The organism is Segatella sp., from assembly GCF_977051555.1.
In genome coordinates this window covers 15,121-34,353 of the sequence record NZ_CDRSSE010000042.1, presented here as the reverse complement: position 1 = coordinate 34,353, position 19,233 = coordinate 15,121, and the positions used below count along the sequence as shown (strand labels likewise).

Here is a 19,233-nt window from a genome sequence, read left to right as displayed (position 1 = left end):
GCGGAAAGGCAAAGCCCGAGCTTGTGAAAGTTTGGGCTTTGTTGTAAATAAAAATGTTTTTTAAAGATTTCGTATCTGTGAAAAGGCAAAAAATAAAAAGGGGTGCGTCACAGACTTATGACACACCTTCATAAATATTTGTAGTAACAGATTGTTACTACCTTCAAACCCATATACCCCCTCAGGAAAAAACTGTAATAACTGAAATTGTAATTACCGTAATACAAATAATCTTCAAAAATCCTTGGTTGTTTCAAAAACATTTGTCCTATGTACAAGGTGTGAAATACCTTGGCTACTCCTTTTATGTGATGAAAGGCAAATGCCCACTCACTGTGCATGCAAAAGCCAAAGCCAAGATGAAAGCCAAACTCAAGGAGTTGACTTCCCGAAGCAATGGTTGGGGATATGCTAAGAGGAAGCAAAAACTTGAAGAGTACATAAAGGGTTGGGTAAGTTACTATCACCTTGCCAACATGAAACGTTTTCTCATAGAGATGGACGAGTGGTTAAGGCGACGGCTACGTATGTGTATATGGAAGTCGTGGAAGAGGGTGAAAACGAAAGTTGCCAACTTGGTAAAGTGCGGTATTGACAAATACCAAGCTTACTTGTGGGGCAATAGTCGTTTGGGTTATTGGCGCATAGCCGGCAGTTATATACTAAGCCGTGCTATAACCAACGAAAAGTTGAGCATGGCAGGCTATGCTACATTGATGGGGGCATACATCGAGTGGCACCAAAAATAGGAACCGCCGTATGCGGAACCGCACGTACGGTGGTGTGAGAGGTCGGAAAACGAAAGTGGGAGAAAAACTACTTCGTTTTCCTCCTACTCGATTTAATAAAGTGTATCTCGACATCTATTCGTTACATTCTGATATGTATATGTCGGAAATATGATATTCAGTGCTTGTAGCTTGTCTTATTCAGTATAGCTTGGATTCTGATAAGCTGCCTTTTCCTCAGCAGACATCTGGAGCGCATCAATCTGTCCCTGTGGAATAGGACGGAGATACTTCTCTGGAGTGATGAGAACACGCTCCCAAGTCTGAGGAGTATGATCGCCTGGATTAAGACCGCAGATGGTATAAGTGCCAGCAATCTGCTTCCATGTCTGAGTGCGGACGAGGTCCCACCAACGGTAACCTTCGCCGAAGAACTCACGTGAACGCTCTGCCAAGATATACTCTATGGTGATATTCTGAGGTGTAGCATCCTTCATCTGCTGACTGTAGTCTGCTATCTTCTTGCACTGGCGGTTGTTGTCGTATGTCCAGACACCAGCACGACCACGTATCTCGTTAATCAAGTTGCGGGCGGTCCAGTTGCCAGATGTTGTAGCACCCTTTACTGCTGCCTCGGCAGCGATGAAGTAAAGTTCAGAGAACTTCAATACTGGGTATGGACGAGGACTATCACCATTAGGCTTACCCAATGTGTTGCCATTGTCTGAACGGTAGATACCGTTCTTCCAGTTGTTCAACCATGCATAACGGCTGATACCACTTGCTGCGATAACCCAGTCGGCACGACCTGGAAGTACTCCTGCACCTACATTGCTGTAGCCGGCAGCCTTGGTTCCGTCACCAGCTGCATTATTCACGCCTTTCTGTGGATAAACAATGCCTGCTGCTTCGCTGTCATCGATGAAGGTAAGGATAGAATCCTGTGCATTTACAGGCAGGTTGTTGGCATTATATGCTGTGCCAGTGATTGCGCCCGATTTATCCCAGTTGCTGCGGAACTGATAAGCGAAGGTTCCGTCGAAACGAGAGTCCATCTTCTTTTCTGCAAAGGTCTTGGTCATGACTTCAATAGGGGTAGCCATCTGCTTCCAAGGACGGTCCTTACCCTGGACTGCCTCACGCTGAACGGAACGGAATGCATTATTTACTTCTTTTCCATCTTTGTCTTTTTCTGTCCAAACACCACCAGGTTTTTTGCATGTCTCCAAGAAGGTGTAATCCCAACGGCACATCCAACGGGCGAAATTACCTGGTGAATTACCATTTGCCCAGTCGAAGTTGGTACCACCGTCATAGTAGTTGTTAGACTCGTTATGGTCTGCATAGAGCAAAATCTCGTTGTTGCGGTCGTTAGTACCCACGTTAACCATATAGAATGATTTCTGCAAACCAAATCCTGCAGGATTGTTGATGGCTTCTACTGCGATATTGTATGCCTGCTGGAAGTACCATGCTGCATCATGACCATCAGGGTCTTGACGGTCGCATTTTGGATAGGTTGGAATGTTGTTTGGATTCTGCAACCACCATCCGTATGTCAGATAAGCCTTAGCCAATACCAGACGAGCTGCTGTCTTGGTGACACCACCAGTTACTCGACCTGCATCTGGAAGCTGCTCGATGGCTGTCTTCAAGTCTGGGAATACAGCCTTGGTATAAACCTCAGGTACGGTATTACGGGTAGAAGTACGGGTAGCATTGATGTTGAACTTCAACTCGCCGGCACCCAAATCCAATGGAACACCACCGAATGTCTGAACCAACTCGAAGTAGTCTAATGCACGGAAGAAACGTGCCTCCGACAACAGACTCTCTGAGATGCCTGCTTGTGAACCATTCTCAATCACTCCACTTGCCGTATTGATGTCAGAGAAGGCTACGCCCCACAATACATCCGCACGGCAGTTGCTTGGGTTCAGAATCTGCTCTGTCATATCGATAGGCAAATCGTTTCCGTTACCACCATGTCCGTAGGTATATTCATCTGTACCTTCCTCTGTTGCGATGAGCCAATAGCCATTGCCCCAATAGTAGCGGAGGTTGGCATAGAGAGAGGTGATACCTGCCTGGACACCTTTTTCAGTCTTAAAATATTCAGGGGTATATCCCTGACGGTCGGTTTCTTCGAGCACACTAGAGCAACCTGTAAATGCAAGGCCTGATGCAAGAAGTCCTGCTGCTAATATATAACTGCGAATTTTCATTGTTGTCAATTTTTAGAAGGTTATGTTTAATCCGAGCAACCAGTTGCGGGTAGAAGGTGTGTTGAAACCTACTACGAGCAAGTTTGACTTGTAGAATGAGGTTACAGCCTGATTCTCGTTACCGTATGAGTTGGTCTCTGGGTCCATGCCTGATTCATCATGGTATGGAGAGAAGAGAACGAATGGATTCTGTACGGTTGCATAAATGCGAGCCTTGCTGATGCCACACTTCTTGAGCCATGGCTGGTTGAAGTTGTAACCCAATGTGATGGTACGAATCTTGAGATAAGAACCACTGAAGTAACCCAGTGAATTACCATACTTAGGGTTGTTACTGCTTTCGATACCACCTGGCTTTGGATAATCATTTGTAGGATTGTCCTCTGTCCAGTAGTTAACATCAATGTTGTTACGACGACCGGTCAACATGTTCAGGTAACCCTGTGAACCATAGATAGTGCTAATCAATGTACCACCATGACGGTAAGAAGCTACTACAGAGAGATCCCAGTTCTTGTAAGCTACACGGGTGTTGAAACCACCTTCCCAGTCTGGGTCTACCTTCATGATCTGGCGGTCTGCCTCACTGTATGGACGGGTTGGAGTGCCATCTGCATTATAGTCACCATTGTACTTAATCTTGATCATACCTGCGTTACCACCTGGTTCAGCAACCTTGCGGATGTCTTCTTCGTCTGTCTGCCAGATACCAATCTTTTCATAATCATAGATGACGTTGATTGGTTGACCAACGAACCACCAGTTGCTTTCGTCACGTGTTGCTCCTGATGCCAATTCTACCAATTCATTCTTATTGGTATAGAAGTTTACACCTGCATCCCATGTCCAACCATTCTTATTGTCGATGATGGTTCCGTTCAGAGAAAGTTCGAAACCCTTGTTGCGGGTCTTACCTACATTTGCCATATAGCTGCTTACGCCGGATGTTGATGGCAGGTTAACGCTCATCAGCAAGTCTTCTGTATTCTGAACATAGTACTCTGCAGTACCGCTCAAGCGACCACCGAAGAGAGAGAAATCGATACCATAGTTCCAAGTCTTGGAATACTCCCAACCGAGTTCTGAGTTAGGGAGAGAAGAAACGTACATACCTACAGCATAACCGTTAGGGTCGCTACCGAAGTTGTAAGCACGTGTGCTCAAAGCACCGAGGGTAGAATATGGGTTTACTGACTGGTTAGAGGTCTCGCCATAACCAACACGGAGTTTCAGGCTTTCTAACCAGCTGATATCCTTCAAGAAGTTTTCACGAGAGATGTTCCAACCGAGAGATACGGCAGGATAAGTATGCCACTGGTGTCCCTTTGCCAGACGGGAAGAACCATCTGAACGGAAGGCTACGCTTGCCATATACTTGTTGTCGTAGTTGTACATCACACGACCCATTACAGACTCCAGACCACTCTTGTAGTATGCCTGGTTAGCAGGATCTACTGTTACAGTCTTGGCATAACCGATGTTATAGAACTGGAACTTGTCGTTAGGAATATCGAGTCCATACATATTGGTCTGGCGATAGTTGGTCTGCTCAGCAGAGTAAAGAGCTACCGCATTGATTGTATGCTTGCCCCATGTCTTGTCGTATGTCAGCATGTTCTCGATAGCCCAGTTGGTTGTGCGCTGGTAGCGGGAAGTGGCATGAGAGTCTGCATTATCCTTGTCTGAGAATACACCCTGACCTACAAAGTTACCATATTCGCTGGAACGATAGTTCAAACCGAGGTTGATGCGATACTTCAATCCGTCTACGTGAGGAATCTTCACTTCACCATAAAAGTTGTTGTAAGTACCGTATGCCTTGGTCTGATCCTTGTGGCTGTCACCAAGACTCTCGATGGTATTCTTGGTATAAACCCACTGGTCATCACTAGACATGCGGATGCGTTTCTTCAATGAGCCATCCTCATTATATGGGTTAGCGATAGGAGTAGCACTCAATGTGTTGTAGAGACCGAGGTCGCTATTGTTGGTAATACTGTAGTTGCTGTTGGTGCTGAAACCAATCTTCACGTATTTACCAATCTCCTGATCGATGGCTGCATGCATGGCATAACGGTTGAAGTTCTGTGTCGGGATAACAGCTTCATCACGATAGTATGAGAGTCCGAAGTTGTAGCTTCCCTTGGAAGAACCGCCTGATACACCGATGTCATGGTTGGTGGTGATACCAGTTTTGAACAATTCGTCCTGCCAATCCATATCCACAGCACCGTCTTCGCCCCAATACTTCTCATCAGGACCATTCTGGAACTTGTTGGCATACTGACGGAGTTTGGTGAACTGTTCTGCGTTCATCATCGGATAACGGTGGAAGAGGGTCTTTGCACCTATGTAACCATTATAAGTTACAGTAGGGCGCTGCTCCTGATAACCTTTATAAGTAGTGATGATGATGACACCGTTGGCACCACGAGAACCGTAGATAGCGGTAGCAGAGGCATCCTTCAAGATGTCCATGCTCTTGATGTTGTTAGGATCGATGTCGCTGATGCTACCTGCGAATGGAATACCATCGAGTACGATCAATGGGTCATTGCTGGCTGTCAGGGAACGTGTACCACGGATACGAATCTGCATGGATGCACCTGGCTTTGATGAAGTCTGTGCCATCTGTACACCTGCGATACGACCCTGGAGGGCGTTGGTGATGTCGGCACCAGGAACCTCACGTACCACTGAACCTGTAACGTTAGCTACAGAACCTGTTACGGCTTCCTTGCGCTGGGTACCATAACCGATAACGACAACGTCGTTGAGGCTATGACCTTCTTCCTCCATTGAAACCTTAATGTTTGTCTGATTGCCTACTACAACTTCCTTGGTGTTGTAACCAACATAAGAAATCACGAGTGTAGCGCCAGGCTTTACATTAATAGAGAAATTACCATCCAGGTCGGTTACTACACCGTTACCTGTTCCTTTCTCCTTGATTGTTGCACCAATCAGCGGACCCATAGAGTCGCTGATATTACCTGTAACCTTTTTTGTTTGTTGTACTGAAGTTGCTATCAGAGAATTTGCTTCTCCGTTGCTAGCTTGTACCTCTGGAGCATACATTCCAAGTGTGGAACACATACCCATCAAGATTGTTGTTTGTTTAAAATATAACTTCATAGTTTAACAGCTTATAGGTATATAAAATGTTTTCTACTTACTATTTTGTTAATTGGTTTATGGCTGCAAAGATATGTCCTTTTTCGTAAAGTGCAGTTAAAATTTGTATCTTGCGTGTTTTAAAATGTTTCATGAGTAATAAAATAGACATATTAGAGCAGTAAAAAGGGGATATGCAGCTGCAAATCCCCTTTATACCTTATTATATATAGATGTTTTAGTATTCGTATAGCTTGATGTGGAGGATTTTATTGTCGCCACATGAGATGCGGGCATGGCGTCCCTGATGGTCCTGATCGCCATTATCGCGGCGGATAAACTGTAATTTGCCGTTTTTGTCTACTTCAACCTGGTCAACATATCCGATACCGATACGCTTACCTTTGAAAGTTGCGGCTTGTTTCTTTGTTTCGGTTCCACCATTGTCAACAAATCCATCCTCACCGAGTTTCTTTTCTTCAGCTTGCGCTTTTTCTGTCTTGCTTTGGAAAACTACGACGATTCCATTACCTGCTATGATGTATTCGTTCTTGGCAAGTTTCACGATCAAGCCACCGCCTTCTGGCCATTTACTTCCATCTGTAGCACGAGGATCCCAAGGCAGCGTGAAGAAATGACGGCAGGTCATGGTGATATCTCCATCTTCGATGATGCGTTCTTTATCTTCCTGGTCGAAGAGTAATCCCCAGTTTTTGCCCTTTCCCTGATGCTGAAGCAGGATAGGAGAGAGCTGGTTGATAACCTTATATGAACGTCTGAGACTGTTCTTCACCTTGTAGTTAGCTTCATCTAGAGCAAACGGACTGAAACTGATGGCATCTGTTTCACCGAAGGTATAATATGCCTTTACACCACTGTTGGCATCGCACTTCACTTCAGGAGTAAAGAAAGGATTGTCTGCACGCTTGTATTTCTCTACCCATCCCTTGTAACCGGTATCATAGATGTCTGGTGCAAAGATGTCAATACTTGGTGCACCACATTTCCAGATATCAATCAGATGGGCAAGTGGTCCGGCAGAAGGATATTCGCCTGGTTTTCTGCCACGGCTGTTCATCGCAGCATTTACATACATCGGAATATCGTAGATGGCTTTGCCTGCTGAGGCTAGCTGCTCTACATATTTGGCATAGTAATATGCCTGGAATTTCTCGTCAGCATAACGGTCTGTGCCGAAAACTTCAGCCCATGTACCTTTCTTCTTGAGCTTGAGTGCCTTGAGCAATGGAGCAGGAACTGTCTGCTTGTAAGCTTTCTCGGCAAGAGGAGAATGGTCGCGGGCAGATTCGAGCATGCCGATTTCGTTTTCTACCTGCATCATGATAACGGTATTCTCTTGACTGTCAACTGCTTTGATGTGTTTCATTAGTTCGCAGAATGCTCGTTTATCTGCTTGAAGCAGATTGTCGCTGAAGGCTGTGCATATCTCCAGAGGTTTACCGTTCTCTGTGAGTGAACGTGGGAAACGCTTGGTGTTTTCCTTTACCCATAGTGGAGCATAGCAGCTCATAGAGTTCTTCCAGGCACCAAACCATAGGAAGACAATCTTCAAGTCATGCTTACGGGCTGTTGTGATGACGCTGTCTACGAGCGCAAAATCATATTTGCCCTCGTCAGGTTCTACAAATTCCCAATATGCAGGAACGAAGACTGAGTTGACTCCGCTATTCTTCATCTGTTTCAATGCTTTCCTGATGTCGGCAGGACTCGTTGCGGCAGAGTTGCTCAACTCACCAGCCAGGAGAAGCATCGGCTTGTCATTGACAACAAGCTGGGTTGCAGAGCCTTGCTTCTGCAGTTTCACTCCAGCTTGTATGTTGATGCAGCATAATAATGCTAGAAAAGATAATACGATCTTATTCATAAATCTTCATTTTTGAAAAGGTTTGAAGATACTTGAGACAGGTATTGCGCCATTCCTTTGCATTCTCCAACTGCACATTGAGCAATGAATCGGTATGTTGCCATTCCTGCTCATGCCCCTTCATGTACTGCTTGGCTGAGGTATGCCAGAAGTCGCGGTAAACTTCTACCATCGCCACACCCATGTTGTACTTCATGCAGAGTTCCTGCCAGAGGGTGCTGCCTGATTTCATTTTGTAAGTCCAAGGCACATGATGGAACCAGAGAAGATATTCTTCAGGACAGGTCTCGATGTTATCATACAGACTGCGATATGGTTCTGGGTACTGACCGACAGCATCTGTGCCCTTGGATGAACGGTCGAAACCTACACCTTGGGCATCAGCTTTGTGATAGTATACAGGGCACCATTCCAAAGGATAACTTGCGATGAAACCATCTGGTTCCGGACCGTAGTGGTGGTCGAACTTGAAAATATGATGCAAGCCCAGTGGCATCATATAGTTGACGCAAGCTTCACGGGAAGTCATCATCATCATTTCTACAGGTTTGGTGAATCTCTCGTCCTGGTTCTCATAGGTCTGTACGAGCCATTCATGAGCAATCTCTTCGGCTGTAAGTGAAGGATTCCATGCCAGGCGGCCGAAAGCATACCAGTTTGCCTGTGAGAAAGGATGACCACACCAGTTGGCATCATCACCGATATTGGCTACACCTGAGATTCCAACCAGTTTATTTGGATTGACAAACTCAAAGAACTCTTTCCACATAGGTGCGAGATAGGTGAGATGCTTAGACTGACCAAGATATTCCTGGGTAATCTGAAGTTCTGCTATCTGTGGAGTCTGTTTGATGTTGTCGAAGATAGGAGCGTATGGCTCACGTGGCTGGAAGTCGAGCGGACCATTCTTAGACTGTAGGATTACGTTGTCACGGAATTTGCCATCCATACCTTTGAATTCGCTGACAGCTTGCTTTACACGGTCTTCTCCCTTATGGTTAGCACCATATACAAAGCTTCGCCACATGATGATGCCTCCGTATGGTTTGACGGCATCGGCAAGCATGTTGGCTCCATCGGCATGTGTGCGGTGGTAGTCGCCAGGACCAGGCTGCCCTTCAGAATTGGCTTTTACGAGGAAACCGCCAAAGTCAGGGATGGTAGTATATATCTCTTTTGCCTTCTTCTTCCACCATTGCTGAACCTTCTTATCCAGTGGGTCGGCAGTCTTGGTGTAGCCTAAAGCCATAGGCGAAGCGAAGTTGATGCTGAGGTATACCCGGATGCCATAAGGACGCAGGATGTTGGCGATGATCTTCACCTTATTAATATATTCTGCAGTCATCATCTTTGGCGATGCATTCACATTGTTGAGCACACTGCCGTTGATGCCCAAAGAGGCGTTGGCACGAGCATAGGTGATGAGACGGTCGTGCAGACTCTTGCTGATGCTGCCGCCCTTACCGTTTTTGCCGAGTTTGATTTCTTCCCATTTGAAGATGCTCTTTCCGGCATAGCCACGTTCGATGCTGCCATCGAGATTATCCCAATGGTTGAGGATGCGGAGACCCACTTGTGGCTTCTCGGTTTCATCGATAGCTTTGCTGAAGTTCTGCTGATTACCGCTACCAGTGTTGTAGGCATCGGTGTTCTGAAGACGAATCAGCTCGTAGGCACCATAGAGCAAACCGATAGGATTGCTGGCGGTGATAGTTGCTTCGTACTGAATGTTGTCGCCTTGCTGGGCAGGACGGGCGTAGATGTTATAGCCCTCGCCCAGGTTGAGACTCTTGTCTATCTTGAGCTCAACATTCTTGCCACGCCAGTTGTTTTCCAACTCCTGCTTGGCAATCTTGGCTGTTGCATCATCAGGCAACTGTGAGATGACTTGGCATGAGTTAGCATACTGCTTTCCGAGCCATAACTGTGAACCATCACTCTGTGCAGAAACATGGAGTGATGTAAGTACCGTAAATAATAAAATGAGGTATTTCTTCATATCTTTGCAGATCGTTAGTTTGTATTATTATTGTTTCTGCTGCAAAGATACGAAAAAATACCTTATTCTCTTCTATTTATTGTTTATTTCTCATTTCTCTTTGTTTCAGCATACTCGCTAGGCGACATGCCATAGTGTTTTTTGAACACGGTAGAGAAATGGGTCTGGTTGTTGAAACCTACAGAGTAGGCTACCTGCGTGATATTAATCTGCCCCTCTTCGATGAGTCGTGCCGCCTGTTCCAGTCGGAGGTTACGTATAAATTCTCCGGCAGAAACACCAGCAATCTCCTTCAGCTTACGGTGGAGCTGTGCACGGCTGATACCTACCTCCTCGGTAAGTTTCTCAACATTGAGGTCGGGATCGGCAAGGTGGGCATTGATATATTTCATCACGCGTTCCATCAGGGCATCGTTATTGCCTTTTACCTGAATCTGCTCAATCTTCGCCTTCTGACCTTGTGCTCCGCTGTATTTGCCGCGGATGCGTCGCACATTATCCACCAGGTTGTCGATAAGGATATGCAGCTCTTCCATGGCGAAAGGCTTTGCCAGGAAAGCATCAGCTCCTCTGCGAAGTCCCTCCAACCGGTGTTCCACCTCGCTCTTCGAGGTGAGCAGGATGACAGGAATATCGCTGATGTTGCTGTTACTCTTGATGTTCTTGAGCATCGTGATTCCATCCATCTCCGGCATCATCACATCGCTTATCACGAGGTCGTACTTGCCGGTGAGCAGCATCTTCAAACCCTCCTTGCCGTTGCAGGCATGCTCAAAGCGGTACCAGTCGCTCAGTTCGGTCTTGATGTATTGGGCAATCTCGCTGTCATCGTCAACTATCAGGATATTGAAGTTGCGGTTGGCCTGTACTTTCTTTTTGGTAATCTCCTGCTCTTTCTTGTCTTCTTCTTCCAGTATCTCGCCTGGCTGCAGATGGCTGTTGCCCAGCGGAATGCTTACTTCGAAGCAGGAACCCTTGATGCCGTCGGTACGGTTGTAGGCCTTGATCTTGCCTCCGTGCATTTCTACAAACGCCTTACAGAGGTTGAGTCCGATACCGGTTCCTTCGATATGGAGACCGCTGCTGTTGTTTCCCTGATAGAAACGTTCGAAGAGTCGGTCTGTCTTCTCTTCTTTCAGTCCGATGCCTGTATCTTCTACCTTGATGATGGCATTTTTTTCGTCTTTACCTATGATAATAGTAATCTCGCCGCCATCAAAGGTATACTTCATGGCGTTGGAGAGCAGGTTGGAGATAACCTTGTCGAAGTTGATGCGGTCTATCCAAACTTTCAGTTTGCCTTTATCGCTGCTGAGGCTTTCGTCTTCTTTGAGCGAGAGAGTGATGTTGCGCTCCTGTGCATTGAAACGGTAGAGCGAAACGATGCCATGCAGGAATTCCTTGAGCGGAGTTTCCTGGCAGTGGAGATGCATCTGGTTCTTGTCTATCTTTCGCTCATCAAGTATCTGGTTTACCAGGAGCAAGAGACGCTGAGCATTGCGGTCGATGGTATCGATATCCTGTTTGCTTTCGGCATCTGTTAATCTTGCTTTCAGTTTGTTGAGCGGTCCCATGATCAATGTCAGCGGCGAGCGGATGTCGTGGGTGGCATTGATGAGGAACTGCATCTTTGTTTCTTCCAGGTCTGCCTTGCGGCGGCGCTCGTATGTGTAGATGACATACAGGATGATGCTTGCTATGATCAGAATATAGAGGAGATATGCCTCGGGTGATGCATACCAAGGGTCGCATACCTTGATGTTAATTACGGTAGGATTCTTGGAATATCTGCCATTGCTGGTTGCTCTTACTTCCAGCGTATAGTCGCCCGGTTTCAACTTGTTGAATGCTACGGCGTTGGCTCCTTCATTGGTGCTGTTCCATTTACCGTCGTTGATGCGGTATTGGAAACTGATATTATCGGTGTTTCTGTAGTTGAGCAGCGAGAACTCCAGAGTGAATGAATTCTGGGAGTAAGGAATGCTGAAGTCTTTTGCCATACAGTTGATTGGCTTTCCGTCGATGATGAAGTTAGTGAGATGTACATCTCCCAGTTCCATCTTCTTGGCCCTGACAACGTCAGGATAGAAGGTTGTGATACCATCACTGGTTCCGAAGGCGATAAGGTCGTTGGCGGTATGCATGGAAGAGCCCAGCACGTACTCACGGGTAGTAAGTCCGTTGCCGTTGATGTGGCCGATAAACTGTCTGTTCTTCTGTTCATACTGCCAGATGCCCATGGTTGTACTTATCCACAAGTCACCCTTCCGGTCTTTGATGATACTGCAAACCTGCTTGCCTTTCAACGCTTCGGCATGAGGAAAGTTCATCGTCTTGTTGTTCTTTCTGTCAAACAGATAGAGCCCTTCTTCGGTGCCGATGATTATATCGCCGTTCTTACTTTCGCAGATACCATTCGCCTGTCTGTCTTTCAGAATGTTGTGCCATCCGAAATCCTTGAAACTGAGTGTTCTGGTATTGAGGCAGGAAACACCATTAGAGGTTCCTATCCATAAATGACCTGTGTGGTCGAGTGCCATGCTGCGCACCCAGTCGTTGCAGAGGAATCCTCTGTTGCCTCTTTGCTGCATGTTCAGAACGGTAACCTTGCCGCTTCCCACATTATATATATATAGGCCTTTGCTGTATACAGAAATGTAAAGGTTGCCCTGTGCATCGTCGGTCATACAGTAAATGCCGGCGCTGGTAAAGGCGAGTTTCTGCTGGTATGTACCTGTATGAGGGTTGTAGCTGTAGAGTGCGCTGCCATTGCTGATCCAGTAATCGCCACGTCGGTCTTTATAGATGATGCAAGTGCCGGCGGGTGACTGAGGGTGGGCGATAATCTTGCCTGAAGCATCAAAACAGAATACACCACTGTTCTGTACCGTACACCATGTTTCACCCTTCTCGCCTTGTGCAATAGATGAAACGCTGCTGCCGATGATGTAGTTCTGTGCCGAAAAACTCCAACTGTTGAAAGCCTGCTGGCGCTGGTTGATCAGATACAGACCTTTCTTGTAACAGCCAATCCAGAGATTGTTGTCCTTATCTTCGATGATATCGTTGACGAAGGCGGTAGCCAGATTGAAACTGCTGTTGCTATTCTCCAACTGTTCTAACCTGTTGCTTCCCTTCCTGATCATGAGAACACCATGCTCAGAGGTACTGATATAGAGGTTGCCTTCGTGGTCGAAGGTAGCATTGTTGATGGTTACATTATTCTGATAACCGCCAAAGTCGTAGCCGGCATCAGCGATGCGGCCTGTCCGGTAATCATAATAGACGATGCCGTACATGCAGACGATGAGCATGGCCTGCGGGCGATGCTGGATGAAAGCCACAGGTGCTCCGCATGGCGATTTGAAGTCTTTGCGCTGCACCTTGTCTTGTTTCTTGATGAAACGGGTAAAGGTGGAGAGGTGACTGCTCTGCCATAGATAATGATGCTTATCTTCGTAGATATGGGTAAAGAATACATCAGAATCGCGCTCTGCGTATTGCCTTTCCTGTCTGATAGTGAAAAAATTATCGGTTCCTTTCTGGGTATTTTGGTCTTTTACAGAATAGAGACCATAGCCTGCTGTACCTAGCAGGATCTCGCCATTGTGACTTTCTACCATTGAATAGATACGTGGCTTTCTTCCATCAGGAAAATTGAGGCGAGTGAAGTCGTTCGTCTCATAATTATAGCGCATCAGTCCCTTGGCACAACCTATCCATAGGTTACCTTTCTTATCTACCAGCAGGTCGGAAATAATATTGTCGGTGATGGAAGTTGTGTCTTCTTCGTTGTGCAGATAGTTGGTAAAGCGGTAGCCGTCGAACTTACTGAGTCCGTATTCCGTGCCCACCCAGATATATCCGTATTTATCCTGCACTATGCAGTTGATGAGTGAACTGGATAGCTTGCCTGAAGTGAAGAGTTCACCACTGTCTGCCCATACCATGAGCGAGATGGCGATAGCGAAGAGTGCCGTGAGGCAATGTCTGATATGCTTCATATTTTCTGTCCGTTTTCTTGTTTAAATTAGGTTGTTACGGCTGCAAAAGTAACAAAAAACAATGAAAGAAACAAATTCTAATGCAACAAAATGTTTCGTTTCTTTTTGTTTCTTTATCTTTTTGTGCCCTTTTTGCGAGTATGAAACAAATAGAAAAGTAATGGTAACTATTAAATACCTGTTATTTCATTACTTATTTGTAAATTTGCATCGTCAACAACAATAGAAACATTAAAAGCATCATAATAACAATGAATAAACAAGCAATCAAAATCTTATCGCTGGCGCTTGTGTTGGCTGCGTCAAGTTCTGTAGCTTTTGCCCAGAAGGTATGGAAAGGCTCTTGGGCTACTGCAGTGGAATGGACTGGTAAAGGAGATATGCCTAAGGAAAGCTTGAGCAACCGCTCTTGTCGACAGGTAGTTCATGTATCTTTTGGCGGAGAGGAACTCAGAGTGAAGCTCAGCAATGAGCAGAGTAAGGAACCGGTAGAAATCAAATCGGTGTATATTGCAGATACCGATAAGGACTGCAACTGGTTTGTGAATGGTAAGACCGTGAAGTATCTCAAGTTTAATGGCAAGAAGAATGTAACCATCGCTCCGGGCAAGGCTATCTTCTCTGATGATTTGAAGTATGCCCTGAAGAGTGGACAGCGCCTCACGATTACCATTGATTATGGCAAGCAGACTCCAGTGAATGCAACATCTCATCGTGGTTCACGTACCACATCTTATATCGTAAGTAATGTGAAGGATAAGGCGGTGAAACCAACGGATGCAGCTTTCGATAAGCAGGAAAAGGCTGACCACTGGTACAATCTTTCAGCCATTGATGTGAAGACCGATAAGGCTACTCCTGTGGTGGCTGTCCTCGGAAACTCTATCACCGATGGTCGTGGTAGTACCACTAATCATCAGAACCGATGGACTGATTTCCTCTCGGATGCCCTGAATGCAGAGAAACCATACGGCGTGTTGAATCTCGGTATCGGCGGCAACTGCGTGGTGCAAGGCGGATTGAGCGAACCGGCAATGAAGCGTTTCGACCGTGACATTCTGGGACAGGCAGGTGTGGATAAGCTTATCATCTTCGAGGGAACCAACGACATCGGCTGCTGCGGCAGAAATTATGAGCATGTGACAGATACCCTGATTGCCTGCTACAAGGTGCTGATAGCAAAAGCCAAGGCAAAGGGAATTAAGGTATATGGTGGAACTATCACCCCAACCAAGGGAAACGGATGGTATTCTTACTGGCATGAAGCGATGCGACAGACCGTGAATGAATGGATCAGAACGAGCGGTGCCTTTGATGAGGTTATCGATTTCGATGAATTGACCCGCGATCCGAAAGACCCTCAGCGTCTGAAGGCTGAGTATTCTGACGACTGGTTGCATCTTAATCCTAAGGGATATGAGGCAATGGGTAAGTTTGCTGCAGAGAAATTGAAGTAAATGTTATAAATGCACCTATATATAATAAGGTGTAATCTTAATGATTGGATAAATATGGAACAGACAACTGTAACACAGGAATCTAAGGGATTCTACAAACTGAATTGGCTACAACGCATCGGATTCGGATCTGGAGACTTGGCGCAAAACCTCATCTACCAGACCATCTGCATGTATCTGTTATTTTTCTACACTGATATCTACGGACTCAATCCGGGTGTGGCTGCCACCATGTTCCTGGTGGTTCGCCTGGTCGATGTACTCTGGGACCCATTGGTGGGAACTTATGTAGATAAGCATAATCCTCGTTGGGGTAAGTATCGTTCTTATCTCGTTTTGGCGGGCTTACCACTCACCGTACTTGCCATCCTCTGTTTTTGGAATGGTATGGAAGGACAGACAGAAACCATCAAACTCATCTATGCTTATGTAACATACGTAGGCTTGTCTATGCTCTATACATTGATTAATGTGCCTTACGGAGCCTTGAACTCTTCGCTGACTCGCGATACAGACGAGATAACCATTCTCACCTCTGTACGTATGTTCATGGCAAATGTGGGTGGACTCTGCGTATCGGCAGGTGTTCCTATCCTGGTAGCGATGCTCGCTGCAGCCAAGGATCTTCCTATCGAGATGGCGCTCTTCATGGGTTTGGGCTCTTTGCCATCCTTCATCTTTATGCCACTGGTGCCAGCTATCAAGAAAAAGGTGGGCAAGAAGAATATGTTCTACATCTTCCTCACCGTGGCTATCGTGGGTATGGCGATGCTTTATATCATCAGCAAGATGGGACCTGTAAAGGAACATATCACGCTGGTTTATATTGCACAGTTCATCAAGTCAACAGGTGTTATCGTGGCTACAGGATATATGTGGGCTCTGATTCCGGAGGTTATCTCTTTTGCAGAATATACCAGCGGCAAGCGTATTGCCGGTATCGTCAATGCCTTGACCGGTATCTTCTATAAGGCAGGTATGGCTCTGGGTGGTGTGGTACCTGGTGCCGTTCTTGCATGGACCGGTTATCAGGCAGCTGCAGCTCAGGAGAGCAACTCACTTCCTACCGACAGTAATGCCTGGTTTGTTGCCATGCTGATTTTTGCCCTGGTAGGTTTCGCCCTTCTGGTATTCTGCTTTACCCAAACCAAGGAGCGTGTGGTAATGGATGAGAAGGAAACCAAGAATGTTAAGGTGAGCGACCTGTGGACAGAATTCTTCCACAACCGTCCGCTCCGTATTGTGGCGCTCTTCTTTATCACCGCCTTCGCCATGATGTCGGTAGGTAATGCTGCCGGTGCTTACTTCATGAACGATTTGGAGCAGCAGACTTCCATGGCACAGGAGGGTATCCGCTGGCTGGTATGCGTGATTCCTGCCATCTTGCTGGGCTTGGCGATGTTCATCATCTCTAAATATGAGTTGACCGATGAGGTCATCGACGACATCAACAAGAAGATTGAGGCCCGACACAAGGAAGAAAACTAGAGACTATAATTATTAACGAGAAAAATAGATATAAGATATGAAAAAGATCACAACTCTGGCACTGGGGCTGATGCTTGCTTCAACAGCTTTCGCTCAAAAAGCGAACTCAGCAGCTCAAATCCCAACATTCCAGGAAACTATGGGTAAGTACTTCCTGGTAGGTGCTGCCGTTAATACCGATTTGCCTAATGGACAAGACCCTGCAGGTGAGGAAGTAGTGAAGAAACAGTTTAACCAGGTAGTTGCCGAGAACTGTATGAAGGGCGAGGAAAATCATCCGGAGGTGAATCGCTTTGATTTCACTGATGGCGATAAACTCGCTGACTGGGCAGAGAAGAACGGCAAGACCTTGATCGGGCATTGTCTGGTTTGGCATTCTCAGCCACCTAAGTGGATGTTTACCGATGATAAGGGTAATCTGGTAAGCCGTGAAGTGCTTATCGGCAGAATGTATAACCATATTATGAATGTGGTTACTCATTATAAAGGTAGAGTAAAGGGTTGGGACGTTGTGAACGAGGCTTTCGAGGATGATGGCTCTTACCGCAAGTCTCTATATTATAAGATTATCGGTCCGGAGTTCATCGAACTGGCTTTCCGCTTTGCGCATGAGGCTGACCCTAACGTAGAACTCTACTACAATGATTATTCTACTTCGAAGCCAGCCAAGCGAGAGGCTATCTGTAAACTGGTTCGCGATTTGAAGGCTAAGGGTCTCCGTATCGATGCAGTAGGTATGCAGAGCCACAATGGTTTCAATTATCCTGACTATGCTGAGTATGAGAAGAGCATCGAGGCTTTTGCTGGTGAGGGCGTGAAGGTGATGCTCACAGAGCTGGATATGAACATGCTTCCTAATCCGCAAGGATTCGGCGGAGCGGAAATCAGCCAGAAGTTTGAACTTCAGAAGAAGTACAATCCATACGTGAAGGGACTTGACAAGAAGGCGCAGAAACTCTTCAACCAGCGTTATCTCGATCTCTTTAAGATTGTAGAGCGTCACAAGGATGTCATCAGTCGTGTTACCTTCTGGGGTGTCAACGATGGTCACTCTTGGTTGAATGGCTGGCCTATCCCCGGCAGAACCAACTATCCACTGCTCATCGACCGCAACAACGAGGTGAAGCCAGTGGTGAAGGAAATCGTAAAACTCTTTAAATAATAAATAACAATGAAAGCAAGATATTTGTTCCCAAAGGATTATATGGCAGATCCATCTGCCAATGTGTTTAACGGTCGCCTGTATGTTTACCCATCTCATGACTGGGATAGCGGCGAAAGCTTCGACGATGATGGCGGTCACTTCCAGATGAAAGACTATCATGTTCTCTCTATGGACGATGTGATGGAAGGTGAGGTAACCGATCATGGTGTGATTCTCGATGTGAAGGATGTGCCATGGGCTGAGAAGCAGATGTGGGACAACGATGTTGTAGAGAAGGATGGTAAGTACTATCTTATCTTCTCTGCCAAGGATTATAATGGCGTGTTCCATCTCGGTGTGGCTGTGGCTGATAAGCCAGAAGGTCCTTTCATTCCGAATGCCGACCCTATCCGCAAGTCATACAGTATCGACCCTTGCGTGTTCAAGGATGATGATGGCAAGATTTACTGCTACTTCGGTGGTATCTGGGGCGGTCAGCTTCAGTGGTACAAGGACAACAAGGCACTGAAGGATGAGCATCTTCCAGAGGGCAAGGAGAATCCGTTACCATCTCGTGTAGCCATGATGACGGATGATGTGCAGCAGTTTGCAGAAATGCCAAAGCCTGTTGTCATCGTTGACGAAAAGGGTAATATATTGCCAGCTGATGATCCACATCGCTTCTTCGAGGCCAGCTGGATGCATAAGTATAAGGGCAAGTATTACTTCAGCTACTCTACCGGTGATACTCATTATCTCTGCTATGCTGTAGGTGATAATCCTTATGGTCCGTTCACTTACAAGGGCGTCATCCTGGAACCGGTAGTAGGTTGGACAACCCATCATAGCATCTGTGAGTACAAGGGACAGTGGTATCTCTTCCATCACGACTGTGTGCCATCAAATGATACAACCTGGCTTCGCAGCGTAAAGGTGGCTCCTCTCTTCTATGATGAGGATGATAACATCTTGCCGGTTCAGCCTGAATAAAAGTATTATAAGTTATAGATGACATACGTTTTAGTTGACTTTTAGATTTATAATAGTTTTGATGAATAGTTGATATATAAAGTTAATGTTAGTTTAGAAGGAACGGCATCTTCGTGAGGAGATGCCGTTTTTACATATATGCCTTTTCTTTCTTTTCTTCTCTTCCTGTTTTCTTTTGCTTTTTATCTAATGTTATTTT

At 46.1% G+C, this 19,233-nt stretch carries 9 protein-coding genes and 1 pseudogene; 5 read left to right on the top strand and 5 right to left on the bottom strand.

All coding sequences use genetic code 11. The features are described 5' to 3' along the window. Positions 1-263: 263 nt before the first annotated feature. Positions 264-749 (top strand): annotated as a pseudogene (locus ACWJAO_RS10205) (group II intron maturase-specific domain-containing protein); the annotation flags it as partial. Positions 750-925: 176 nt separating this feature from the next. Here the strand turns inward: ACWJAO_RS10205 and ACWJAO_RS10200 are convergent. From ACWJAO_RS10200 to ACWJAO_RS10180, 5 genes are all read right to left on the bottom strand, one after another. Continuing rightward, on the bottom strand, positions 926-2,953 hold the full coding sequence (locus ACWJAO_RS10200) for a RagB/SusD family nutrient uptake outer membrane protein (protein ID WP_449140173.1): 2,028 nt from the start codon (positions 2,951-2,953) through the stop codon (positions 926-928). A 12-nt stretch (positions 2,954-2,965) separates the two neighbouring features. Continuing rightward, a complete protein-coding gene (locus ACWJAO_RS10195) occupies positions 2,966-6,088 on the bottom strand; it encodes a SusC/RagA family TonB-linked outer membrane protein (protein WP_449140172.1) in 3,123 nt (1,040 codons plus the stop codon). Between the two features lie 217 nt (positions 6,089-6,305). Then, positions 6,306-7,952, bottom strand: a complete 1,647-nt coding sequence (locus ACWJAO_RS10190) for a GH35 family beta-galactosidase (protein WP_449140171.1) — start codon at positions 7,950-7,952, stop codon at positions 6,306-6,308. Continuing rightward, positions 7,945-9,951, bottom strand: a complete 2,007-nt coding sequence (locus ACWJAO_RS10185) for an alpha-glucuronidase (RefSeq protein WP_449140170.1) — start codon at positions 9,949-9,951, stop codon at positions 7,945-7,947. Before ACWJAO_RS10185 ends, ACWJAO_RS10190 begins: the two co-directional genes overlap by 8 nt. Positions 9,952-10,034: 83 nt before the next feature. Then, a complete protein-coding gene (locus tag ACWJAO_RS10180) occupies positions 10,035-13,955 on the bottom strand; it encodes a hybrid sensor histidine kinase/response regulator transcription factor (RefSeq protein ID WP_449140169.1) in 3,921 nt (1,306 codons plus the stop codon). Positions 13,956-14,206: 251 nt separating this feature from the next. Here ACWJAO_RS10180 and ACWJAO_RS10175 point away from each other — a divergent pair, with 251 nt between their 5' ends. Genes ACWJAO_RS10175 through ACWJAO_RS10160 form a run of 4 tightly spaced genes read left to right on the top strand, consistent with a single transcriptional unit; the run spans position 14,207 to position 19,034 of the window. Beyond that, positions 14,207-15,412 carry an SGNH/GDSL hydrolase family protein gene (locus ACWJAO_RS10175; RefSeq protein ID WP_449140168.1) on the top strand — a complete coding sequence of 402 codons (1,206 nt, stop codon included), beginning with the start codon at positions 14,207-14,209 and terminating at the stop codon, positions 15,410-15,412. A 54-nt stretch (positions 15,413-15,466) separates the two neighbouring features. After that, positions 15,467-16,900, top strand: coding sequence for an MFS transporter (locus ACWJAO_RS10170; protein WP_449140167.1), 1,434 nt, complete (start codon positions 15,467-15,469; stop codon positions 16,898-16,900). A 37-nt stretch (positions 16,901-16,937) separates the two neighbouring features. Beyond that, complete coding sequence (locus ACWJAO_RS10165) at positions 16,938-18,062, top strand: endo-1,4-beta-xylanase (protein WP_449140166.1); 1,125 nt, start codon at positions 16,938-16,940, stop codon at positions 18,060-18,062. A gap of 9 nt (positions 18,063-18,071) precedes the next feature. Further along, positions 18,072-19,034 (top strand): glycoside hydrolase family 43 protein, encoded by a 963-nt coding sequence (locus tag ACWJAO_RS10160; protein WP_449140165.1) that lies wholly within the window; start codon positions 18,072-18,074, stop codon positions 19,032-19,034. Positions 19,035-19,233: the final 199 nt, after the last annotated feature.